This window comes from Seohaeicola sp. 4SK31 (assembly GCF_028802875.1).
GTDB lineage: Bacteria > Pseudomonadota > Alphaproteobacteria > Rhodobacterales > Rhodobacteraceae > Seohaeicola.
Genome location: NZ_JARAMP010000007.1, coordinates 77,546 through 101,223, shown reverse-complemented (window position 1 = coordinate 101,223; position 23,678 = coordinate 77,546). Strand labels below are relative to the sequence as shown.

20 protein-coding genes, 1 tRNA gene and 1 other RNA gene are annotated in these 23,678 nt (G+C 63.5%); 6 read left to right on the top strand and 16 right to left on the bottom strand.

Annotated features, from left to right (window positions below; translation table 11 throughout):
- Positions 1–26: 26 nt before the first annotated feature.
- Positions 27–1,100, bottom strand: a complete 1,074-nt coding sequence (gene recA, locus PVW27_RS07810; RefSeq protein ID WP_274556610.1) for a recombinase RecA — start codon at positions 1,098–1,100, stop codon at positions 27–29.
- Between the two features lie 197 nt (positions 1,101–1,297).
- Between recA and PVW27_RS07805 the strand changes: the two genes are divergently transcribed.
- Positions 1,298–1,906 carry a gamma-glutamyl kinase gene (locus PVW27_RS07805; RefSeq protein ID WP_274556608.1) on the top strand — a complete coding sequence of 203 codons (609 nt, stop codon included), beginning with the start codon at positions 1,298–1,300 and terminating at the stop codon, positions 1,904–1,906.
- Positions 1,907–1,923: 17 nt separating this feature from the next.
- Here the strand turns inward: PVW27_RS07805 and PVW27_RS07800 are convergent, their stop codons facing one another.
- The 3 genes from PVW27_RS07800 to PVW27_RS07790 form a co-directional block, all read right to left on the bottom strand.
- On the bottom strand, positions 1,924–4,125 hold the full coding sequence (locus PVW27_RS07800) for an ATP-binding protein (protein ID WP_274556734.1): 2,202 nt from the start codon (positions 4,123–4,125) through the stop codon (positions 1,924–1,926).
- A gap of 224 nt (positions 4,126–4,349) precedes the next feature.
- Positions 4,350–5,516 carry an RsmB/NOP family class I SAM-dependent RNA methyltransferase gene (locus PVW27_RS07795; RefSeq protein ID WP_274556607.1) on the bottom strand — a complete coding sequence of 389 codons (1,167 nt, stop codon included), beginning with the start codon at positions 5,514–5,516 and terminating at the stop codon, positions 4,350–4,352.
- Between the two features lie 225 nt (positions 5,517–5,741).
- Positions 5,742–5,831 (bottom strand) — tRNA-Ser (locus tag PVW27_RS07790).
- 221 nt (positions 5,832–6,052) lie between these two features.
- Here PVW27_RS07790 and PVW27_RS07785 point away from each other — a divergent pair.
- Positions 6,053–7,246: an AI-2E family transporter gene (locus tag PVW27_RS07785; protein WP_274556605.1), complete on the top strand. Its 1,194-nt coding sequence runs from the start codon at positions 6,053–6,055 to the stop codon at positions 7,244–7,246.
- A gap of 39 nt (positions 7,247–7,285) precedes the next feature.
- Here PVW27_RS07785 and PVW27_RS07780 read toward each other — a convergent pair whose 3' ends face one another.
- The 12 genes from PVW27_RS07780 to PVW27_RS07725 form a co-directional block, all read right to left on the bottom strand.
- Positions 7,286–8,014, bottom strand: a complete 729-nt coding sequence (locus PVW27_RS07780) for an alanyl-tRNA editing protein (protein WP_274556603.1) — start codon at positions 8,012–8,014, stop codon at positions 7,286–7,288.
- 1 nt (position 8,015) lies between these two features.
- Positions 8,016–10,532 (bottom strand): DUF3772 domain-containing protein, encoded by a 2,517-nt coding sequence (locus PVW27_RS07775; protein WP_274556601.1) that lies wholly within the window; start codon positions 10,530–10,532, stop codon positions 8,016–8,018.
- On the bottom strand, positions 10,529–11,563 hold the full coding sequence (locus PVW27_RS07770; RefSeq protein WP_274556599.1) for a cysteine synthase A: 1,035 nt from the start codon (positions 11,561–11,563) through the stop codon (positions 10,529–10,531). The genes PVW27_RS07775 and PVW27_RS07770 overlap by 4 nt, the downstream gene beginning before the upstream one ends.
- 137 nt (positions 11,564–11,700) lie before the next feature.
- A complete protein-coding gene (locus PVW27_RS07765) occupies positions 11,701–12,849 on the bottom strand; it encodes an NUDIX domain-containing protein (RefSeq protein ID WP_274556597.1) in 1,149 nt (382 codons plus the stop codon).
- Positions 12,850–12,854: 5 nt separating this feature from the next.
- A complete protein-coding gene (locus PVW27_RS07760) occupies positions 12,855–13,295 on the bottom strand; it encodes a TrgA family protein (protein WP_274556595.1) in 441 nt (146 codons plus the stop codon).
- Positions 13,296–14,504, bottom strand: coding sequence for an SAM-dependent methyltransferase (locus PVW27_RS07755; protein ID WP_274556732.1), 1,209 nt, complete (start codon positions 14,502–14,504; stop codon positions 13,296–13,298).
- Positions 14,505–14,586: 82 nt separating this feature from the next.
- Positions 14,587–16,008 carry a cryptochrome/photolyase family protein gene (locus tag PVW27_RS07750; RefSeq protein ID WP_274556594.1) on the bottom strand — a complete coding sequence of 474 codons (1,422 nt, stop codon included), beginning with the start codon at positions 16,006–16,008 and terminating at the stop codon, positions 14,587–14,589.
- Between the two features lie 54 nt (positions 16,009–16,062).
- Entirely contained in the window at positions 16,063–17,283 is a 1,221-nt protein-coding gene (locus PVW27_RS07745) for an aminotransferase class V-fold PLP-dependent enzyme (RefSeq protein ID WP_274556731.1), read from the bottom strand.
- A 94-nt stretch (positions 17,284–17,377) separates the two neighbouring features.
- Entirely contained in the window at positions 17,378–18,367 is a 990-nt protein-coding gene (gene acuI / locus PVW27_RS07740) for an acryloyl-CoA reductase (RefSeq protein ID WP_274556592.1), read from the bottom strand.
- 77 nt (positions 18,368–18,444) lie between these two features.
- Entirely contained in the window at positions 18,445–18,960 is a 516-nt protein-coding gene (locus PVW27_RS07735; RefSeq protein ID WP_274556590.1) for a DinB family protein, read from the bottom strand.
- A gap of 26 nt (positions 18,961–18,986) precedes the next feature.
- Positions 18,987–19,625 carry a DUF1326 domain-containing protein gene (locus PVW27_RS07730; RefSeq protein WP_274556588.1) on the bottom strand — a complete coding sequence of 213 codons (639 nt, stop codon included), beginning with the start codon at positions 19,623–19,625 and terminating at the stop codon, positions 18,987–18,989.
- 13 nt (positions 19,626–19,638) lie between these two features.
- Positions 19,639–20,373: a DUF2182 domain-containing protein gene (locus tag PVW27_RS07725; RefSeq protein ID WP_274556586.1), complete on the bottom strand. Its 735-nt coding sequence runs from the start codon at positions 20,371–20,373 to the stop codon at positions 19,639–19,641.
- Positions 20,374–20,498: 125 nt separating this feature from the next.
- Between PVW27_RS07725 and PVW27_RS07720 the strand changes: the two genes are divergently transcribed.
- The 4 genes from PVW27_RS07720 (at position 20,499) to PVW27_RS07705 (ending at position 23,568) form a co-directional block, all read left to right on the top strand.
- Positions 20,499–21,257, top strand: a complete 759-nt coding sequence (locus PVW27_RS07720) for a FadR/GntR family transcriptional regulator (protein WP_274556584.1) — start codon at positions 20,499–20,501, stop codon at positions 21,255–21,257.
- 19 nt (positions 21,258–21,276) lie between these two features.
- Positions 21,277–21,627, top strand: a transfer-messenger RNA (tmRNA) gene (gene ssrA / locus PVW27_RS07715).
- A gap of 128 nt (positions 21,628–21,755) precedes the next feature.
- Positions 21,756–23,009, top strand: coding sequence for a chromate efflux transporter (gene chrA, locus PVW27_RS07710; protein ID WP_274556582.1), 1,254 nt, complete (start codon positions 21,756–21,758; stop codon positions 23,007–23,009).
- A 97-nt stretch (positions 23,010–23,106) separates the two neighbouring features.
- Complete coding sequence (locus PVW27_RS07705; protein ID WP_274556580.1) at positions 23,107–23,568, top strand: SspB family protein; 462 nt, start codon at positions 23,107–23,109, stop codon at positions 23,566–23,568.
- The last annotated feature ends 110 nt before the right edge of the window (positions 23,569–23,678 follow it).

Below are 23,678 nucleotides of genomic sequence, written 5' to 3'. Positions count from 1 at the left end.
TCACAGGATCGGCGGGGCAGTTGCGGTTACTCCACCACATCCGCCTCGTCAGAGGTTTCGGCCCCCATGTTGAAATCAAGCCCGTGCGAGGCGCGGATCTTGTCCTCGATCTCCAGCGCGACCTTGGGGTTGTCCTTGAGATACTGCTTGGAGTTTTCGCGTCCCTGCCCCATGCGTTCGTCGCCATAGCTGAACCAGGCACCGGATTTCTCGACCACACCGGCCTTGACCCCCAGATCCAGCAATTCGCCGGTTTTGGAAATCCCTTCGCCATACATGATGTCGAACTCGACCTGCTTGAAGGGCGGGGCCACCTTGTTCTTCACCACTTTCACGCGGGTTGCGTTCCCGACAACCTCTTCCCGGTCCTTGATCGCACCGATACGGCGGATATCCAGACGGACGGAGCTGTAGAATTTCAACGCATTGCCGCCCGTGGTGGTTTCCGGGCTGCCGAACATCACGCCGATCTTCATGCGGATCTGGTTAATGAAGATGACCATGCAATTGGACCGGCTTATCGACCCGGTCAGTTTGCGCATCGCCTGGCTCATCAGGCGGGCCTGCACGCCGACATTGCTGTCGCCCATGTCGCCCTCAAGCTCGCTTTTCGGGGTCAGGGCCGCAACGCTGTCGACGACAACCATGCTGACCGCGCCCGAACGCACCAGCGTGTCGACGATCTCCAGCGCCTGCTCGCCCGTATCGGGCTGGCTGATCAGCAACTCTTCCAGGTTCACGCCAAGCTTCTTGGCGTATTGCGGGTCAAGCGCATGTTCTGCGTCGACAAAGGCGCAGATGCCGCCTTTCTTCTGTTCTTCGGCCACGCAATGCAGCGTCAGCGTGGTCTTGCCCGAGCTTTCGGGGCCGTAGATCTCGATGATGCGGCCCTTGGGCAGGCCACCGATTCCCAGCGCGATGTCCAGACCGAGAGAGCCGGTCGACGTCGCCTCGATGTCGCGCATGACATGTTCACCGCCGAGCTTCATGATGGAGCCCTTGCCGAACTGCCGCTCGATCTGTGCCAGCGCGCTGTCGAGCGCCTTCTGCTTGTCCGCGTTTTTCTTGCTGTCCATTGAAAGAAGATCTGCCATTGCCATTGTTCTGACCCCTTATTCCACACCCTGTCGCGGGCGGCAACGTTTGCCTGTGTTCCTGTCTTGTTCTTGTGTGCCGTTATGAGATCAAAACAAGAACATATCAAGTAGATTCTTTGTGGTTCCACTCTTGCCCAAACAGGTTAAGGAGTAGTTTATGGGTGCAGGCAGTGTTGGTCTTTGACGGGGAAAGGTGCGCGATGCTGGTTTTCTGGAAGCAAGGTCTGGTCTTTCTGTCGGTCCCCAAGACCGGGACGACCGCCTGGGAAGAGGCGCTGGCCCCCCACGCGTCGATCGCTGTGCTGGACCCGCCTGATCTGAAACATGCGCCACTTTACCGGTATAACCGCTTCTTTCGCCCGATGTTCGAGAAGGTCGGTCAGGGCAATCCCGTCGAGACACTGGCTGTTGTGCGCGAACCTGTGAGCTGGCTTGGCAGCTGGTACAGGTTCCGCCGCCGCCCCTTCATGCAGGGCAAGAAGAACGCGACCTTCGACATCAGTTTCGATGAATTCGTGACCGGATACATGCAGGGCAATCCGCCGGACTATGCCAATGTCGGAAGCCAGGCGCGCTTTCTCGAGCCGCGGCCCAATGGCACGGCCGTTGACCATTTGTTCCGCTACGAGGATCAGGCCGGGCTGCTGGCTTTTCTGGAAAACCGGCTTGGTCTGCGAATCGAGCTGCCACGCAGCAATGTCTCGCCCGCGATGGATCTGACGCTGTCGGCCGAGGTCGAACGACGTCTGCGCCGCAAATGCGCCGAGGAATTCGCTTTGTGGGACAGTATCCCGCTCCGCGGTGCGTGACTTCATGATGCGTGCCATCAGTGCAATTGCCGCTTGACGGTCTCGGTCAGGTCATTGAGCGAGAAGGGTTTTGGCAGGAAGACCGAGTTGGGAATGCTGGCCTGCGCGTCGCCGAAGGATTCCTGCGCATAGCCTGAAACGAAAACGACCCGCACATCGGGCCGCGTCTTCAAAGCCTCACGCACCCAGCTTGGTCCATCCATGCCGGGCATGATGACATCGGTGACGAAGATATCGACGCTGAGATCGGAATCCTCCAGCGTTTTCAGCGCCTGTTCGGCCGAAGCCGCCTCGATCACCGTATAGCCGCGCAGGCGCAGCGCGCGCGAGGCGAAGGCGCGCACCGGCGCCTCGTCCTCGACCAGAAGCACGACACCGTCGCCATAACGTGGCCCGGAACTGCGGCTGACAGGCGCGGCGGGTTGTTCGGACACGACCGGCACAAGATCATGGCCGGGGAACAGCAGGGTGAAGCATGTCCCCTGCCCGACAACGCTATCCACGAAAATATACCCGCCGCTTTGCTTCACGATGCCATAGGCGGTAGAGAGGCCGAGTCCCGTGCCCTCTCCCGTGCGTTTCGTCGTGTAGAATGGTTCGAACACCTTCTGCAACTTGTCCGCCGGGATACCGTGGCCATGATCCGAGACCCTGACGGAGACATAGGAACCGGGCGGCAGTGTCACGCGGTCCCGTTCCGTGGCCTCGCGCAACAGGACGCCTTCGGTCTCTATCCTGATCTCTCCCCCGCGGGGCATCGCGTCGCGGGCATTCACGACCAGATTCATGAGCACCTGTTCCAACTGCCGCTTGTCGGCGCGGATCGCTTGCTGGACGGGTTCATGGGTCAATGTGAGCGTGATCTTTTCGCCGACCAGACGGTTCAGCAGATGCGTAAGGTCCGACAATGTGTCGCGCAGATCCAGCACTTCCGGGCGGAGAGTCTGTTTGCGCGAAAAGGCAAGAAGCTGACCCACCAGCGCGGCCGCGCGATTGGCGTTCTGGTGGATCTGCACAAGATCGGCATAGTCGGGATCGCCCTGATCATGTCGCAGCAGCAAAAGGTCGCAATGCCCTGAAATCGCGGTCAGAAGATTGTTGAAATCATGGGCGACCCCGCCGGCCAGTTCCCCGATGGCCTGCATCTTCTGGCTCTGGACGAACTGTGCCTCCAGCGTCTTGAGCTCTGTCGCATCGCTCAGAACGGCGATCAGGGCGGGTTCGCCACGGTCATGCACCTTGTTGAGCGTGACCTGAACGAAGACCTCGCTGTCGGAGCGGGTCAGGCGCAGGAATTCGGAATGCGCCCCGACCCTTCCCGCCGAGGCTTCGGCCAACCAGTCGCTGATGGCGCGCCCCAACCCTTCCATCAGATCGGACAGCCGGGTCTGCGCGCCATGGCCAAACCGCAGAAGATCCCGCGCCGGACGGTTGGACATCAGGACCGCGCCGGACGGATCCAGTTTGAGAAGCGGCACCGGCAAGGATTCAAAGAAGCGCCAGCTTTCGTTGAGATCGGTCACGCCGCTGTCAGCCGCTGTCCCCGCGGGCATCGGAAAGAGGTAGATGTCCTTGCGCCCCGCAAGCGGCTCGGATTCGATCGCAAGGCAGGGCAAAGACCCGCGCGCCGTGCTGATCTGATGGATCTGCCCCGGTCGCAGCGGCAGATCCGCGCAGAGCCGGTCCAGAGATTTCGGGCGTTCCCCGATGAGGCGGCGGGCGGCTTCGTTCATTGACAGGATCGTGCCGCCACGACCAACCGTCAGCATCGCGATATCCAGACCAGCGCCGCGGCGGGGCGCCCGGATTTCGGCAGGGGGATCAGGAAGATCCTCGATCCGCCAGAGAAAACCGCCCGATGCCAACCTGTACGCCGATAGCCGCAGATGACCGCTGCGCGTCACCACATCCTCGCGCGCCGCGCCGAGGGCGTGTGCCTTGTTCTGCAACCTGAAAAAGATAGGTGTCGGGGCGGCAAGCGTCCCCTTGAGCAGGGCCGCCAGCGTCGGCGGATCCGCCTGTCCGAAGCGGTGGAGCGCCGCATCGTTGCGGAACATCACTTCGCCTGCGGGGTCAGTGACAATGGATGGCAACTGGTCATGCCCGACAAGGTCGCGGATGGCCGACATGCGGCGCGCAGCCTGCCACGTTGCCAGAAGACCGGCGCACCATCCCAGAAGCACGGTCGAGCCCAAAACCGAGGCCGCCGCCATCAGCATCAGGGACAAGCGCGCATCGGTCACGGCAAGCGCCAAAACAACGGCGAGACCGGTCACGGCGGCCAGTGCCGGTCGATGACCGGCGATCCTGTCCGAAACCCGCGCCACAGACCTGCGCGACAGCACTGAAAACACCACACCAAGACCCGCTCTTGCGATTCGCGATGGCCAAGAGTGACTCGGAAACCGTTAAGCGGTCTTTAATTTTCGTCAGCTATCGAGGATCAACGCCGTTGAAACTGCGCCAGAAAGAATCCGTCACCCGAAGGGCCCGGGTCCCAGCGTCTGCTGGCAACCAAGAGCCATTCGGGATTTGCGGCTAAAAACGCCTCGACGCGCGCCTCGTTTTCCACAGTCAGCACGGAACAGGTGGCATAGGCCAGCACCCCGTCCGCCGCCACAAGCGGGGCCGCCTGAGACAGGATCGACTCCTGGATGGCGGTCAATTCCGTCAATCGGTCGGCGGTCAGCGCCCATTTTCCCTCGGGCGACCGCCGCCATGCCCCCGCCCCGCTGCAGGGCGCATCACAGAGCACCAGCGCGAAAGGCGCCTCATGTGCCAAGGCCGCGGTTTCGGTCAAGCCAATCTGCACACCCGCCCGCGCGGCCCGCGCCGGAAGGTCCTTCATCCGGGAAGGTTGCGCGTCATGTGCCTGCAGTTCAGCCGTGCTGCGGTCCGCCATCGCCAGCGCCTTCCCGCCGCCGCCTGCGCAAAAATCCAATACCTTTCCGTGATCTGGAAGGCGAAGCTCATCCATGATCGCCTGGCTGGATCCATCCTGAAGCTCGATCAGCCCGCCAAGATAGGCCTGGGATCGGGCCACCTGTCGCGCACCGTCCAGAACACGCAGCGCGGTCGAGGCGATCTCATCGGGGACGGCCACGATCCTCTCCGCCGCCAGAGCAGCGCGGACAGACTCTCGCGTGCCTTTGCGCAGGTTCACCCTGAGCATCACCGGACCGCGCGCCTGCATGACAGCCGCAACCGCTTCGGCCCTTGGGCCAAGGCTTTGCGTGAACGCGGGCCAGAGCCAGTCGGGGATATCGCAGGCTTCCGCCCCCGGCGCGGGCGTGGTCCCAGCATTCACCTCTTCGGGCGTCAGGGGGGCGAGGGCATGCCCCTCGCCTGTCATCAGCGTTGCGGGATCGCGTCCTTCGGCGCGCAACAGACCCAGTATCAGAGAACGTCCCGACATCGCGCCCCCGCGCGCCGCGAAGGACCGCTTGCAGCGCAGGGCATCGAACACCAGGTCCCGGATGGCCGCACGGTCGCCCGACCCGGCAAAGCGGCTGCGCCGCCCCCAACCGGTCAGGGCCTTCTCGGCGGGTTCACCGATCAGGATCTGGTCCAGAATCTCGGCCGCTGCGGCCAGACGTGCCGCCGGGGTCATGATCCGGCCCCGCAGGTCACAGGCAAGGCCGCGTCCCGGACCAATGCGTCAACAGTGACCGTCATGTGTCTGTATTCATGGAAATGATGACCCAGCACCCGAACGCATCCCATCCTGCCAATCGCAGGGCACAGACCTAGCCGCATCCATGCCCGGAGTCGAGGCTGAGGCGAAACCCGCCTTCACCTTCCGGGCAGATATCAGGATCGGGGTCTTTCGGGATCATGGCGGAGAGACAGGGATTCGAACCCTGGAGACGGTCTCCCGCCTACACACTTTCCAGGCGTGCGCCTTCGACCACTCGGCCACCTCTCCGTTAGCTGGCCTTCTATCCTCACCTCGCGGCGGATTGCAAGACCCGGAATAGCCCTCTGTGCGACAGTTTTCGGCATTCAGGGCTTTGTCAGGTGGCGCAAGCGTCGCGCGGACGTTGAACCTTGAACGGGGATGCCACATAGTTGGGGGAAAGACCGTCTAAAGCGTGTGTCCTTGCCGTTGAGGACACCATTTCACATGCAACAAGGCCATCGCCACATATGAACAGCTCACCACCGCCCTCCACGTCGCAGGAACCTGCCCTGTCCGCCACGCGGACCGAGGCAAATCCCGGTCCGCGGATCGAGGCAAGCCAGTATTCGCGCATCCAGACCACGGCCTTGATCATCATCGCCTTCGCCGTGGTGCTGTTCCTGCTGGTGCAGGCGCAATTCCTGTTGGTATCGCTGGCGACGGCCATCGTGCTGTTCAGCCTGACCTCGGATGCGATCAACGTCATCGCGCGATTGCAGATCGGGCCGTTCCGGATTCCGAATTGGCTGGCAAGTATCGCGGCGCTGCTGCTGATCTCGGCGGCGCTGCTGACACTGACCTCGATCATCCTCAGTCAGATCAACACGGTGCTGTCCACCGCACTGGCCTATACCGAGCGCGCCCCCTTCGCGATTGCGGCGCTGTTTGCGTGGCTGGGCGAGGATATCGAAGCCTCGATCCTCAATACGGTGCGCACTGCCGAAATCTCGGGCTATCTGCGCCAGATGGCGGCACAGGCGGGCAATCTGCTGCAAGCCACCGTGCTGGTGATCCTGTTCGTGGGCTTTCTGTTCGCCGAGCGGATCTGGTTCGACACCAAGCTGACGAATTTCTTCCGCGACGAGGCGCAGGCGAAACATGTCAGCCGGATCATCGGGTCGATCATCCACCGCGTGAACTATTACCTGCTGGTCAAGACAGCCGTCAGCATCGTGACCGGGCTGATGGTCTTTGGCGTGTGCAAATTGTTTTCGCTGGATCTGGCCGTCGCGATGGGGATCCTGACCTTCGTGCTGAACTACATTCCCAATATCGGCTCGATTGTGGCGACCATCGTGGTGGCACTGATTGCCTTCGTGCAGCTTGAGGACCCGTCTCTGACGCTTGCGATCTTCCTGATCGTCACGGCCATCCAGTTTCTCAACGGCAATGTCATCGACCCGATGCTGATGGGCCATGCGCTGCGGCTGTCGTCTTTCGGAATCATCATCAACCTTGCCTTCTGGGCGGCTGTCTGGGGCATTCCAGGCATGTTCCTGTCCGTCCCGATCATGGTGGCGCTGATGATCATCTGCAGCCATATCCCCGAATTGCGCGGGCTGGCGGTGCTGCTCTCCCGCGAGGGGCTGCCGGATACCGAACAGGACCTGCCCCGCCTGCCCACAGGATTGTCTCGCAAATCCAGCACGGCGGGCAAGTGAACGTGGCGCTGCAAGCGCCCTGATCGGCGGGGCGCGCGGTCAGTCCTGCAGCAACAGCGTGATGCGGCGGTTCTGACGGCCTTTCTTCTCGAATTTGCCAAGGCTGACGGGGCCGATCTCGCCGGTGCGCGCGACATGGGTGCCGCCGCAGGGTTGCAGATCGACCTGATCCGCACCCTGCCCGATCCGCACCAGACGGATGCGGCCCGAACCCATGGGCGGCATCACCGACATCGTTTTCACAAGACCGGGATTGGCCTCAAGCTCCGCATCCGTGATCCAGTCCTCGGTCACCGCCAGGTCGCGGGCGATCAATTCGTTCAGTTCCGCCTCAAGATCGTCGCGATCGTCCGGGGCTTCGGGCATGTCGAAGTCCAGACGTCCCTTCTCGGCACTGATGGACCCGCCGGTGACGGGCAGCGGGATGATCACCGACAACAGATGCAGGGCAGTATGCACGCGCATATGCCGGTGGCGACGGTCCCAATCCAGAAGCTGCTGGACCTGCGTGCCGATCTTGGGCAGCGGCGCGCCCGCATGGGCCGGATCGGGGATCAGGACGATCTGCCCCGCCTCTCCCTTGCGGGTATCTGACAGCAGCAGCTTGCCGCCCGGCCATGTGATCCTGCCGCTGTCTCCGGGCTGGCCACCACCATGCGGGTAGAACAGGCTCTGATCGAGGATCACACCGCCCTCGGCCGTATGCGCCACAACCCGCCCCTCTGCCTGTCTGAGATAGGCATCGGTGCGGAACAAGGGGTCAGTCATGTCATCTATCTCCTTCGCCGCCGGGGTCATCCCCGGCATCATCCATCTCGACATCGCGGATCGTGTCGGACGGTGGCGTGATTGTCTGTTCTGTCTGTGCAACGGCCGCTGGCCGCGATGGCGAACCCGTCTCGGGTTTCGCAGCCCCGCCCCCCTCGCGCAGCGCTTCGGGGTTGCGGATCCAGACGTCGCGCTGTGCGAAGGGAATCTCGATCCCCTCCTCGGCAAAACGTTTGACGATCTGGTGGTTCATCTCGGATTTGACGGCCATCATCCAGTTCACGTCGCGCAGGATCGCGCGGATCTCGAAATCCATCGAATCGGCGCCGAAGCCTTGGAACAGCACAGCGGGCGCGGGCTGCGCCAGCACCATAGGATGCGCCTCGGCAATCTCGCGCAGGATGGCTTCGACACGGCGCGTGTCGCTGCCATAGGCGACGCCCACCGGCACGATCACCCGGCCTACCGTATTGCCACGGGTAAAATTGGTTACGGTGCCGCTGACCAGATCGGCGTTGGGCACGATCACATCGGTGCGGTCGAAGGTCTCGATCCGGGTCGAGCGGACGGAAATGTCCCGTACATAGCCTTGCTGGCCGCCCACCTCGATCCAGTCGCCCTCTGAAATGGGGCGTTCGATCAGCAGGATGATCCCCGAGACGAAGTTCGACACGATGGTCTGAAGGCCAAAGCCGATCCCGACCGACAAGGCACCGGCCACGATGGCGATGGAGGACAGGTCGATCCCGGCGCTCGTGATCGCGACCAGTGCGGCGACGAAGATACCGACATAACCCAGCCCCACGACGATCGCGTTCTGTCCGCCCGGATCAATCTTGGTCTTGGGCAGAACCGAGGTGCGTAGCGCCCCCTGCACAAGTCGCGTCAGCGCATAGCCGAATGTGAAGATCAGGACGAAGGCCAGAAAATCCGTCGGCGAAATTCGCGTGCCGCCCAGCGAGAACCCCTCGCGGAAGCGCGCCCAGATCTCGGTCAGATCCGCCACACGCGCGCCCCAGATCAGCGCAAGGAAGGGAAGCGCGGCCAGGGTCAGCAGAAAACCGATCAGGACCGGGATCAGCGCATCGGCCTGCCCGTCGGGCGAATGGGTCACCAGCGCATAGATGTCGCTGACCAGCTTTTGCAGCAGCAATACCGCGCTCAGCAGGGCAAGCATCAGCACGAAAGGATAGATCAGCGCATTGGCTGCCGCCGTGAACCCGATGGCCGCCGCAACAGGTGCCACGACCGAGACCAGCATCGCCCCACGCGACAGCACCCGCACCACGCGGTTGCGATAGCCGACATCGCCGCCCTCTTCCGCATGGGTGGTCATCTGACCGGTCAGGAACTGGCCCAGACGGAACAGGACCAGCGCGGTCATCACGATGATGGGGAAGCTCAGCACGACAACGGTCTCGTCGCTGAAATCGCCAACCTCGCTCAGCAGGCCGATCACGCCCTGCAACACCATCAGCACGGCCAGCAGCGTGGTATAGGAGCGCGCCTCGCCCCGGCGTTCGGGCTGCACCGCCAAGGGCGGGGCGGACATACGCGCCGGAAACAACCGCCCCGCCAGCCAGCGCGCGCCCAGCAGCGTGGCGCCCCAGATCGGCAGGGCACTGACGATCTCCGACCCTTTCAACCCGATCAGACCGGTCGCGAAAAGCGCCTCGGTCAGAACGAACAGACCGACCAGAGGCAACGCCACCTGCGTCAACGAGACCAGAAAGCCCCAGACATCCTTGCCACTGTTCCAGCGATCATAAAGCCGCACGCCAAGCCGCGTGGCCCAGCGTCGCCCGCGCATGATCAGCACAAGACCGACAGCGGTCAGCAGCAGGATGACCGGCAGATCCTTCGTCGTCGCCTCCCGTTGCGAGGGGTTGGCCCATGCCTCGGACACTTCGGCGACCAGTTCGGTGACGGTGGCACCCAGTTCGCGCAGGCCACGCCCCCACAGGACCGGGTTCAACGGGCTTGGCCCAAGCGTCAGAAGCGCGTCGGTCTGCCGCTCCCGAATGATCCTGTCGATCTCCGAAATGATCCCATTGGCGCGGGTAAAGGCTTCCTCGGCCGCCAGAACCGGGGCCTGCAAACGGGCCAGCTGACCGTTCAGTTCGGCGCGGCGGGCAGCGATTTCCTCGGATTCATTGCCGCTTTCCGGCACCGGCCCCAAGGCTTCGATCTGCGTGCGCAGCGTCGCGATCCGAGAGCTGTTGGTGGATTGCGCCGCCAGCAGGGATTCCCGCCAGCCGACGATCTCGGCGCGCAATTCCTCCAGCGCCACATTCGAGGCGCGGCCCCGTTCGATGGACTCCTCGGCCCGTTCGGCCGTGATCTGCCAAGCGGCATAATCCGGGCCTGCCGCCTCTTGCGTCTCGGACGGGGCGGATTGCTGCGCGACCACGGCTTGCGGCGCAGGCCACAGCACCACGGCCAGCGACGCCACAAGCAAAACCGCCAGAGCGCGCCGCAGCACGGCAATCCCCGCGCCTGTCAACGCCCTCGCGATCATGCCTCTTCGAATACGGACGGCACCGCGCGTCCGGCCTCCGTCAGCCAGCCGGGAACAGGCAGGCGCTTTTCACGCAGGAATTCAGGGTTGAAGATCTTGGACTGATAGCGCGTGCCATAGTCGCACAGGATCGTCACAATCCTGTGTCCCGGCCCCATCTCGCGCGCCATGCGAATGGCCCCGGCAATGTTTACGCCGGTCGAGCCGCCCATGCACAGCCCTTCATGCGCCAGCAGGTCAAAGACGATGGGCAAGGCTTCGGCATCCGGGATGTTATAGCTGAAATCGGGGGTGAACCCTTCCAGATTGGCGGTGATCCGCCCCTGCCCGATCCCTTCGGTGATCGAGTCGCCCGAGGATTTCAGCTCGCCTGTGGTGTAATAGGAATGCAGCGCGGCCCCGTCGGGATCCGCCAGTCCGATCTTGACGCCCTTGGGCTGCAAGGCCATGCCCACCCCGGCCAGCGTGCCGCCCGACCCCACCGCGCAGATGAACCCGTCCACCTTGCCGCCGGTCTGTTCCCAGATCTCCGGCCCGGTGGTTTCGATATGGGCCTGCCGGTTGGCGGTATTGTCGAACTGGTTGGCCCAAATCACCCCGTTCGGATCGGTTTTGGCCAAAGCCTCGGCCAGTCGGCCGGAATAGCGCACATAGTTGTTGGGGTTCCTGTAGGGGGCCGCCGGCACTTCGACCAGTTGCGCGCCCGCCAGACGGATCATGTCCTTCTTTTCCTGACTCTGCGTCTCGGGGATCACGATGACGGTCTTGAACCCCATCGAGGCGCCCACCAGCGCCAGACCGATGCCCGTATTGCCCGCCGTGCCCTCGACAATCGTGCCGCCGGGCTTGAGCAAGCCGCGCGCCACGGCGTCACGGATGATGAACAGCGCGGCCCGGTCCTTGACCGACTGGCCGGGATTCATGAACTCGGCCTTGCCCAGAATCTCGCATCCCGTCGCTTCACTCGCGGCCTTCAGCCGGATCAGGGGCGTATGTCCCACTGCCTCGGCCAGATCATGTGCTATCCGCATCGCCTGTCTCCCGCTCGTCAGATCGTCAGATCGTTGGGGCCACTGCCCGTTCCTGACATCTAGTAGGCATCCAGAGCCCGGAACTCAAGGTGCGGCGCGCAGGCACGGGGCCGCAACACGGCGCGCCTCGCGGTTTTTCAGGGGAAGCGCGCCGCGCCGCGCAGCCGTTCCCGGTGCCGCGCCAGCCAGTGTCCCGCAAGGATCAGCGGCCCCACTGTCAGCACATCGCGGTCCAGTAGGTCCTGAAACTGCGCCCAGGGCAGGACATGGCTGCGGATGTCCTCATCCTCGGATGCCACACCGCCCGTGCCCTCGATCCGATCCGGCAGATCGCACAGTCCCACGAAGATGTGAAAATACTCGGATGTAGAGCCGGGCGAGGGATAGTTGCCGCTCACCCGCTCCAGCCGATGCAGCACCAGCCCCGCCTCTTCGACGGCCTCGCGATGCGCGGCCTCTTCGGGTGTCTCGCCCGGATCGACGCGACCTGCAACGGGTTCCAGCGGCCAGGGCGCATGATCCCCGCGCGCCCAGGGCCCGGCGCGGAACTGTTCGATCACCAGCACCCGGTCGCGGGCTGCATCATAGGGCAGCAGGATGGCCGCATCCGAGGCGACGAATACCGCCCGCTTCACCACAGGACTTTGCAAGCCGTCAAAGCGGCGAAAGCGCAGGTGATGCTCCTCGACCGCGAAGAAATCCACATAGGGCCGCGCCACAGCCTCCTCGGTCACATCCGCGCGGCTGAACCCGCTTCCGGGCAGGGCCGGATCACGTGACACCCCGGCCCGCATCGCCGCCACGCGCGAGGCGGCGCGCGCATGGATCATCGGATAGATCCGCGCAATCTCCTCGGGGCTGCGCTGGCCGAAGAATGTCATCATCTCGGCGGCCGCCGCGACATTGATCTCACCCCATTTCGCCTGCCAGTCCGCAAAGTCAAACACCGCGCCGGGGTGCCACAGATCCGCGTCGGGAAACCAGACCTGCGCCGCGATGGTGCCATGTCCCGTCTCGACCTCGACCGGGGCCAGATGATAGCCAAAGCCCCCTTCATAGAAATTCAGGCGTGCCATATCCATGGCATCCAGACCGGTCAGCAGAAGACCCGCGGCTGTTGCGCCGGCTTCTCTCACCAGCAATGGAAAGGCCTGCCCCTCGGCCCAGCGGGCCTGATATCCATGGATCATGGCCTCTTGGCGCTGCGCCGCAGGCAAGGTGGCCCCGATCACTTCCTCCAGCAGCGGCAGATGCCGCAACGTGCCATAAACGAAAAGGGGTTCCATTGCGTTCAGCGCCAATGCCCGGACGCGATTTCCGCCAGCATGGCTGCGATGACACCGCCCACGAACAAGGTGCCAAGAACCGGCGCCGTCGCGATCGTCATCGCGTATTCGGTGGCTATACGGAACAGGTCGCCCAAGGCTTCGACCGGGCCGTCATAGCGTCGCCGCAACGACAGGCGCAACATCTCGTAACCGGCCTGCGAGAACAGACCCCAGAAGATCAGCGCGGCCGCGCCTGTCAGGCCATTGCTGATCGCCGCCGACATCCCGCGCCCGATGCGTGTGCCGATCACGATCCAGCCCACCATCGCACCCAAACCGGCATTGATGAACGAAAACCAGCCGAACTGCGTGCCCTCCGGCATCAGAGGCTTGATCAGTTCCGAGGCGGCAAACCCCACGATGGCCAACAGAAGGGCGGCGACCAATCGGGGGGCTGTGAACATCTATGCAGGCCTTGTCACTGTGATCTGTGTCACGTCGCAATTTCCGCTATGGAAGGTCGCGGCGCAAGAGGTCAGGTAATAATTCCACATCCGGCGGAACCTGTCATCAAAGCCCAGATCGGCGACCTGCTCCCATTTCTCGTTGAACGTGTCATACCAGCGGCGCAGGGTCTGGCTGTAGCTTTCGCCGAATTCGATCGAGCGCGAGAAGGTCAGACCCGCACGTTCGACCTCGCGCCTGAGCACGGCAGGCGACGGCAGCATGCCACCCGGAAAGATGTATTTCTGGATGAAATCCACACCGTTGCGATACAGTTCAAAGCGGTGATCCTGCACCGTGATGATCTGCAAGGTCGCGCATTTGCCCGGACGCAGACGTTCGCGTAGCGTGTCGAAATAGACGGGCCAGTATTTCTCGCCCACCGCCTCGAACATCTCGATGCTGGCGATGCCGTCATACACCCCCTTTTCGTCGCGGTAATCCTGCAACTTGAACTCGACCATATCGGAAAGCCCCGCTTTTTCAATGCGGTCTACGGCATAGTTGAACTGCTCTTTCGAGATGGTCAGACAGGTGACCCGCAGCCCGCGTTCCTTGGCGGCATATTCCGCGAACCCGCCCCAGCCGCAGCCGATCTCCAGCACGTGATCGCCCGCCTTGGCCCCCATCTGATCAACCATCGAGGCATATTTCGCGATCTGTGCCTTTTCCAGACTCTCCTGCCCGCTTTCAAAAAGCGCGCTGGAATAGGTCATCGTATCATCCAGCCACAGACCATAGAAATCATTGCCCAGATCATAATGATAGCTGATGTTCTTGCGGGCCTGCTTCTTGGTGTTCGACCGCAGGAAATGCCGCAGCCGTTCAAAGGCGCGGACAAAGACCATGCCGGGATAGCCGTCAAAGATCGCATCGTTATCCGCATGGATCAGGTCCATGAAGGCCATCAGATCCGGCGTGCTCCACCATCCATCCAGATAGGCTTCGCTGAACCCCAGATCGCCCTCGCGGATCAGACGGGCAAAGCAATCGGGATTGTGGATGTGCAGCTCGGCCACCGGACCGGGGTTCTTGCCCTCGGCGCGGAAGATGCGACCATCGGGCAGGACAATATCCAACCGCCCGTTGGTCAGGCGTTGCGCCACCGCAAAGCCGCGCGCGAAATAGCGCGGCAGGTTGGTCTGGTTGTCTGTACTCGTCAGGATCATCCGCGTCTCCATATGGCGGTTCGTCTTCTTATACACGCGGGCACGCCCGCTCAAGTTTCGGTTCACACTCGGACAAAATTACCTAGAATCCGCGGTTCTCATAGGCAGCAAGAGCAACCTTGCGTCCCGCATCCGCCGCCACGACGGGTGCGGGATAAGGATCATGCGGCGCAAGGGCCCAATGCCGCGGAATGGCGCGGAAATAGGACAACGCCGTGTCCGATGGCGATCTGCGCCCCTCGGCGATCCATTGGGCCACATATTCACCCTTTTTGTCGAATTTGTCGAGTTGCGTCACAGGGTTGAACACGCGGAAGTAAGGGGCCGCATCCGGCCCCGACCCTGCCGCCCATTGCCAGCCCATCGCGTTCGAGGCCGGGTCCCAGTCGATCAGACAGTCCTCGAACCACTGCAAGCCGATCTTCCAATGCGTCAGCAAATGCTTGGACAGGTAAGAGGCCACGATCATCCGCCCCCGGTTATGCATCCGCCCCGTCACATACATCTCGCGCATGGCGGCATCGACGAAGGGTATCCCCGTCCGCCCCTGTTTCCACGCCACGACATGGGGATGATCCGCATCCGTGTTCCACGGAAAGGCATCCCAATCGGGTTTCCAGTTCCCGCTCAGGATATGCGGGGTGTGATACATCAGGTGATAGGCGAACTCGCGCCAGACCAACTCTTTCAGAAAGGTCTCAGCCCCCTGTTTGCCTTCCGCCAGCGCGCGCTGGCCCGCATGCCAGCACTGATGCGGGCTGATCTCGCCCAAGGCAAGGTTCTCGGACAGAAGCGAGGTGCCCGCCACATGCGGCTGATCGCGCGTCATGTCATAGCGCGCCACCCATGTGTCGATGAATTCCGCCAACCGGTCCTGCGCCGCCTGCTCGCCCAGACGCACATGCGGGCGCACCACATCCGCGCCCCGGTTCATGGCCGCGCCCATCGCCCAGTCCGACAGCGATTCCGACGCGGGCCATGTCGCCGGAGCGGGGATCTTGGCAGGTGCGGCCAGAGGCATATCCACCTCGCGCCCCCGCACCGCGTTCCACATCGGGGTATAGACCTTGTAATACCCACCCGTCTTGGTCTCGACCGTCCAGGGCTCGAACATCAGATGACCGCCAAACGACCGCGCGTCGATCGCCTCGGCCTTCAGCGCCTCTTTCACGGCGGCATCGCGCTCCTGCGCCTGAGGGTCATAGAGACGGGTCCAGAACACGGCCCGCGCGCCGGTGTCCCTGATCAGGTCGCGCAACGCGTCAAGCGCCGCACCACGCCGCAGGATCAGGCGACTGCCTTTGTCCCGCAGCGCCCGGTCCAGCGCCTCCAGCCCCAGCCCCAAACGCCACTTGGGCGCGGCGCCCAGCCCGGACACGCTCTCGTCATGGATGAACACCGGGATAACCGGCCCACCCCGCGCCACCGCCGCCGCCAAGGCGGGGTGATCGCTCAGCCGCAGGTCACGGCGAAGCCAAAGAAGAACGGGAGGGGAGTCCGACACGGCTGCTGCCTTGTTATTGCTTTGATAACGATACGGGCCAGCGCGCTGATCGGATTAAAGAATCTCGTCCAGCGCCGTCATCAGGCGATCCATGTCGGCCTGATCGGTGTAATGCACGAAACTCAGCCGCAGCACCCCCTTGCCCAGATCAACGCCCATCCCCTGCAAGGCGCGTCCCGCATAGAAATCGCCGCCCCCCGCCATCACGCCCAGCGGGGCCAGCTTCTCGGCCAGCTCGCGCCCCTGATGTCGCGTCTCGATCGCCACCGTAGGCGCACGGTCCTCGGCCCGGCGCGGCCCCAGCACCCGGACCGAGTTCTTGGCCCCCAGATGATCCAGCAGCGGTTGCAGCAGCCGCACCTCGTGGCCGCGCATCAGGTCATGCACCCCCGTCGCGCGCTGCGCCGGGCTGCCTGTCAGCCCATGATGGTCGGCCAGCGCGTCGATGTAATCGGCCATGCCCGCGCAGGCGGCAATCTGCGCGTGATCAGGACCGGCCGGCGTGAACCGCTTGTAGAGCGTCTCGCCGTTGAACACATGCCCCTGATTGGGCAACTGGCTCCCCAGCGCGCGGCGGATCACCATGATCCCCTGATGCGGCCCATAGGTCTTGTAGGCCGAGAACAGATAGATATCCGGCCCCATCAGCCCCACATCGGGAAAGCCATGCGGCGCATAGCTGACGCCATCCACGCAGACAAAGGCCCCCGCAGCATGGGCCATGGCCGTGATCTCGACCACCGGATTGATCTCGCCCACCACGTTGGAACAATGCGGAAAACAGACCAGCCGCACAGTCTCGTCCAGAAGCGGCTCCAGATCCTCGGGGTTCAGATGCCCGGTCTCGGGATCATGGCGCCATTCGCGGATCTCGATGCCATCCGCCGCCAGACGCCGCCACGGGCCGGAATTCGCCTCATGATCCTGATTTGTGACGATGATCGCCTCGCCCGGCTTCATCCATTGGCGGAATGCCTGCGCCAGAACATAGGTATTGGCCGTGGTGGATGGACCAAAGGACAGCTCATCCCCTTCGACCCCCAGCATCGCGGACAAGCGCCGCCGCGCCTCGTCCATCTCTTCGCCCCCCAGACGGCTCGCGCCATAAGGGCCGTAAGGCTGCACCTTGCGCTCGGTATAGAACCGCGTCAGCCGGTCGATCACCGCGCCGCAGGTGTAAGAGCCACCAGCATTCTCGAAGAAACTCTGCCCTGTCAGGCTGTCCACGGCAAAGGCCGGAAACTGCCCACGCACGAAATCCACATCCAGCAGCATTTTGTCCCCCATTGGTTCTTTTGCGTCCAGACTGCGGCCCGCGCCGCCCCGCGTCAAGCTGACGGGACGGCGCGATGGTAGAATTGCCGTAAGGTCAGGCGTTTACGTCGACAACCACGCGCCCGCGCACCTGCCCGTTCAGGATCTCCGCCCCCAGTTCCGGCAGATCGGCCAGCGTTGCAGGCTGGATCATCGCCTCCAGCTTGTCCATCGGCAGGTTCTTGGCAATCCGCTCCCAGGCCCGCAGACGATTGGCATAGGGCTGCATGACGCTATCGATCCCCAGCAGATTCACCCCCCGCAGCAGGAAGGGCACCACCGTCGCAGGCAGACCCGCCCCCCCCGCAAGACCAACAGCCGCGACCGAGGCACCGTATTTCATCTGCCCCAACACCCGCGCCAGCATCGCACCGCCGACGGCATCGACGCAGCCGGTCCATGTCTCGCTCTCCAGGGGCCGCTTGACCGTCTCGGCCAGCTCCGCGCGCGGCACGATCCGCGTCGCGCCCAACCCGCGCAGATACTCTTCCGTCTCGGGCCGCCCGGTCACGGCGGCCACCTCATGCCCCAGCGCCGACAGGATCGCCACCGCGACCGAGCCGACGCCACCCGCTGCCCCCGTCACCAGCACCTCGCCATGCCCCGGTTTCAACCCGTGATCCTCCAGCGCCATCACCGCCAGCATCGCGGTGAAGCCCGCCGTGCCCACCGCCATGGCCTGCCGTGTGGTCAGACCCGCAGGCAGCGGCACCAGCCAGTCCGCCCGCACCCGCGCCTTCTGCGAATAGCCGCCCCAATGCGCCTCGCCCACGCGCCAGCCGGTCAGCACGACCTTGTCACCGGGTTTGTACCGCGCATCTGACGACGCCTCGATCGTCCCCGCGAAATCAATCCCCGGCACATGCGGATAATTCCGCACCAACCCGCCGCCCGGCCCGATGCACAGCCCGTCCTTGTAATTGACCGTCGAATATTCGACCGCCACCGTCACCTCGGCCTCCGGAAGATCCGCCTCGCTGATCTGCTGCACGGCGGCGCTTGTCTTGCCGTCCTCGTCCTTCTCGACAACCAACGCGTTGAACATGGCCTCACTCCTCTGTTTGACAGGCCAGGACCGCGCCCCAGCCTTCTTCTTGCTTCAAATATCCAATTACCCGGCCATTACAGCCAAGGCCCGTCCTCGGGCATGAAGAACAGATCCGATACGGGCGCCTTGACGCCCGCGCCCGTCAGCAGCGCATGGATCTGGCCCCGGTGGTGGGTCTGGTGGTTGAACATATGCATGATCAGCCCCCCGCGCGGCTTGGTCACCTGCCGCTGCATGACACCCGAATACCATGTCAGATCGCCCACCAGATCCAGCGCATTGATCTTTTCGGCCCAAAGCAGGATACGCCCGTCCATCCTGAACCGCGCCGCGCTCCACGCCGCAAAGGTCGGATGCAGCGTGGTCGAGCCCTCCATGGTCACGGCAGGCGGCTCCTGCCCCTGGAACCGCGCCATCCACATGCCGTCGCCCCACAGGATATGGTTCGCCGTCGCCAGGATCGACCCGAAGAAGGCACCGCGATCCTCATGCAGCGCCGCATCGCCCAGCCCTTCCATGGCCGCCATCATCTGCTTGTTCTGCCACGCATTATAGCGCGCCATGGTCAGCACATACCCCGGATTGATCATCTGCACCCCCTGCCCTTGCAGCCGCCTCAGCGCGGCCCGTGCCAGTCGATCTGGCAGATCTCGGCGCTGCGCCCGTCGAAATCCCAGACCCGCCCAAAGGCGCGCACGCGGCCCTTGGTGGCGGTGGCGACCGTGATGTCGGGTCCCATCCAGTATTCCGTATTGGTCACCACGATCTCCTGATCCGGGTCCTTGCCCGCCACGGGGATCACCTCGCCCTGAATGGCCTTGCCCACCATCAGGCGGCGCGCCTTGCCTTCGGTCTCGAAGATCACCGGCGCGCGTTCCGCCCCCAGAAACTCGCTGACCAGCACCTTGAACAACCCTGTCGTGCCCCGCGCCGCACCCGAGAAGATGTTGACCAACCCCTCATAGGCCGCATCCGAGGCGCGCTCGTCGATATAGGCCGCCGCCTTCCAGTTGCCGCGCGACATCAGGCCGGGGATCTCCAGCAGCAGCCCCACGTTCAACCCAGAGATATCCTCGTCGCCATAATGGCCGGCGTCGATGCGGATCCCCGACCATGCCTGACAATAGCCTTCCGTCGGCGCATGTTTGCCCAGCGACACGACGCAGGGGCAGAACACCGTGCAGTTGCAGTTCAGGATCAACTCTCCCTTGATCGCCCAAGGCACCGTGCCCACCGCGTTCTGATCCAAAGCCATGTCTTTTCCTCCCTCAGATGGCGCCAAGCGCCAGAAACAATCCCGCAGCGATCAGCACCGCCCCCAATGGCCGCGTAAGCAGGCGGCCATAAGCGGGCAGTTTCTCGATCACCATGATCAGCGTCGCCAGCCCCATGAAGGCGATGTTCATGACACCTCCCACAAAGGCCAGCAGCATCAAGGCCCAGCAGCAGCCCAGACAGACCAGCCCCAGCCGCACCCCGTTGCGCAACGGTCCTTCGTCCCAATGCGCCATGAAGAATGTCAGCGGCGCGCGGCACTTGCTCAGACACGCCTCCTTGACGGGCGAGAATTGGTAAAGCCCGGCAATCATCAACAACCCCGCCGACAGCCAGACCGACAGGCTGTCGCCAAAGGCACTGACCAGCCCCGCGCCGAACAGCGCCATCTGCAAGCCCCCCGCCAGTAGCGAAAATCCCAGCCAGACGATCAGATAGCCTGCCACCAGCGCACCAAACCTGACTTGCGTGCTGCGGCCCAGATCCTCATAGGTCGCAAAAGCCGGCAGCGCCGTGGGTGCCATCATCGCCGCCGCCATCAGCGCCCACATCAGCACCACGCGCCCGAACCCCGCCGCATCCGGCGTCACCGTGCACAGGCTCTCCCAGAACTCCGCTCCAAAAATGCGGGCAGAGGCGCGCAGATCCGCAGGCAGCGCCATGGCGTAAAGCATGACCCACGCGCTCAGAATCAGCCCGAACAGCGCCAGCCAATGCGGCGCGCCCATCGCTCTGATCCGGTCTGACAGCATGATCCCCCTCGCTCCGAAACCGCGACTCAACGCCTCGCCTTTCGCTTGAAAATAAATTGTCAGACAATTAGCTTCCTCGTAAACCCCCAAATGTCAGACATATGAAACGCGACCCCGACAGCTCCAAGGACCTCTCTGCCCAGATCGCGGCTGCGATCCGGGATGAAATCATGTCGGGCAAGCTGATCGTCGATGCGCGCCTGCCGTCCGAGGCGGAACTGGCCGAACATTTCGCCGTCTCCCGCCCCACGGTGCGCGAGGCGCTGAAACGTCTGGCCGCGCAATCCCTGATCCGCACCCAGCGCGGGGCCACGGGCGGGGCCTTCGTGAACCGCCTGTCCTTCGAAGAGGCATATGGCCAACAGATCACCACCTCGACCCTGCTGCTGTCCATGAACGCGGTCAGCTTCGATGTCGCCTGCGAGGCGCGTTTCGCGCTGGAGCGGGCCTGCGCCCCCCTCGCGGCGGCCCGTCGGCGTCCCGAACATCTGGCACAGATGCGGCGCGAGATTGCGCGGCAATCCGATCCGGCCCTGTCGGACGAGGATTTCTGCGCCTCGGATGTGGCGTTGCACCGGGCCTTGGTGGATGGGTCAGGCAATCCGGTCCTCTCCTACCATCTGGCCGGCGCGGTCGAGGCGATGCAGCCCCTGATGAACATGATCACCTTCACCGCCCGGTCGCGCGGCGCGATCATTGACCTGCACAGTCGCATCACCGACGCGATCGAGGCTCAAGACGCCGGATCTGCCGACACGGCCCTGTGCGAACTGGCCGACTACACGATGACGCTGGGGCGTGACGTGATGGCCGCCCGCTCCACCCGCGCCGCAGACCACTCACGGGCCACGCCCGACTAATCGCATTCGCCGCATTTGACCCCTTCAAATGTGCCGCGCCCTGCCCTATATTCAACCTGTCTGGCAACAGACTATGGACATAAACGCGCTCGTAATACGCGGATCGGACCCGGGGGCGGTACCCGGCAGCTCCACCAAAACCCGCTCATTTGGCGGCAATGGGGCTGAAACAGGATCGACGAACGTCTAAAGGGGTTTGCTTTGTCTCGGTGAGGTACCACCGTTATCGGTCCGAAAAGTACAATTGCAAATGACAATCGTGCTCCGGTAGCAATGGCCGCGTAAGCGGTCGGAGATACCGAAACTTAAGTCCTTGGGCTTAGCAGCTTAAGGCGGGGTTCGCAGGCACCTGGCAACAGAAGCCTGCACTTCCCCCCCATTTTTAGGCCCCGTCGCATCTCATCGTCATGGTTGTGTCATGCGCTCGTGGCAGTCCTGACCTTGCAGCGCGCGGCCAATCGTCTATGCCTTGGTCCGACCCAGCCAAGGCATGACAGTGTGACACAGCCCCCCACCTTCCCCGACCTGTTCCGCGTCTTCGGACGGATCGGCCTACTGTCCTTCGGCGGCCCGGCGGCCCAGATCGCCCTGATGCAGCGCGAACTGGTCGAGGCGCGCGGCTGGCTCGATCAGGCCGAATTCCTGCGCGCCCTGTCCTTCTGCATGCTGCTGCCGGGGCCCGAGGCGATGCAACTGGCGACCTATGCCGGATGGCGGTTGCGCGGGACTCCCGGCGGGCTGATCGCCGGGGTGCTGTTCGTGCTGCCCGGCGCCCTTGTGATCTTTGCACTGGCGCTGGCCTATGCCAGCTTCGGACAGCTGCCCGCAGTGCAGGCGCTGTTTCTGGGCATCAAGGCCGCGGTCGTGGTGATCGTCCTGATGGCGCTCAAAGGCTTGGCAAAACGCGCTCTGCGCGGGCGGGCGGATATCGCGCTGGCCCTGCTGGCCTTCGTCGCGATCTTCTTCGCGCAACTGCCTTTCCCGCTGATCATCGCAGCTGCCGCCATCTGGGGCTGGTGGCACAGCCGGCAGGATGCGGTGCCACCGCCGCCCCTATCCCGCGTGCCATTGCGGCAGACCCTCGCCACAGCCGCGCTCTGGCTGTCCCTCTGGCTGGTGCCGCTCGGGCTTCTGGTGATCCTTGAAAGGGGTCTTCTGGCGGATCTCGCGCTCTTCTTCTCGACCCTCGCCGTGGTGACCTTCGGCGGTGCCTATGCGGTGCTGGCCTACATGACACAGGCCGTGGTGACGGATTTCGGCTGGCTGACCACCGCGCAGATGATCGACGCGCTGGGTCTGGCCGAAACCACCCCCGGCCCGCTGATCCTTGTCACCCAATTCGTCGGCATCCTCGCCGGGATCGGTCAGGGCGGCGCTGGTCTGGGCATCATGGCCGGGATCGTCACCCTCTGGATGACCTTCGTGCCATGCTTTCTGTGGATCTTCACCGGCGCCCCCTATATCGACGCGCTGGCCCACCGCCCGCGCCTGCGCGGCGCGCTGGCCAGTGTCACCGCCGCCGTGGTGGGGGTGATCCTGAACCTTTCGCTCTGGTTCGCGCTGCATGTGATCTTTGCCCGCGTGACCATGACGGGTTTCGGCCCTCTGCCCGACTGGACCAGTTTTCACTGGCAGGCCGCCGCACTGACAGCTCTGGCCTGTCTGCTGCATCTGCGGCTGGGGCTGCCGCTTCCGGCCTATCTTGCGGTCATGGCCGTGGCCGGCTTCGCCCTGAGCGTTCTGCCGATTTGATCCGCACGGCGGCCGCCCGTCTCTTTTTTTCGCACTCCGTCTTTTGTTTTACCCCGAATCCCCTATGCTTGCCCGAAGTTGAACCGGGGATCACGTCATGTCGCGCATCATCGATTACGGCAACCTGATGCACCGGGCGATGCGCGGGCTGATCCAGGAAGTGTTGCAGGATGTGTCCGATCACGGCCTGCCCGGCGCGCATCATTTCTTCATCACCTTCGACACCACACATCCTCAGGCCAGACTCGCCGCATGGCTGCGCGACCGCTATCCGACCGAAATGACGGTGGTGATGCAGCATTGGTATGACGGTCTGGATGTCACGGATGACGGGTTCTCGGTCACGCTGAATTTCGGCGATCAACCCGAACCGCTCTACATCCCCTATGACGCCATAAAGACTTTCGTCGATCCATCGGTCGAATTCGGCCTGCGCTTCGAGACGCATTCCCATGCCGATGACGATATGGACGATGACGGCGATGACGACGATCCCACCACGCCCTCGGGCGGCCACAAAGAGGCCGAGGTGGTCCGTCTGGACACGTTCCGAAAGTAACGTGATGCGGCCCCGTGCCGCTGATCCGAGTCCGGTATCCCACAGTATGCAATATTGATCTTGCCGCCCATTTCGCTATGAGGGGGCCAACAATCCATCGCAAGAGGCAT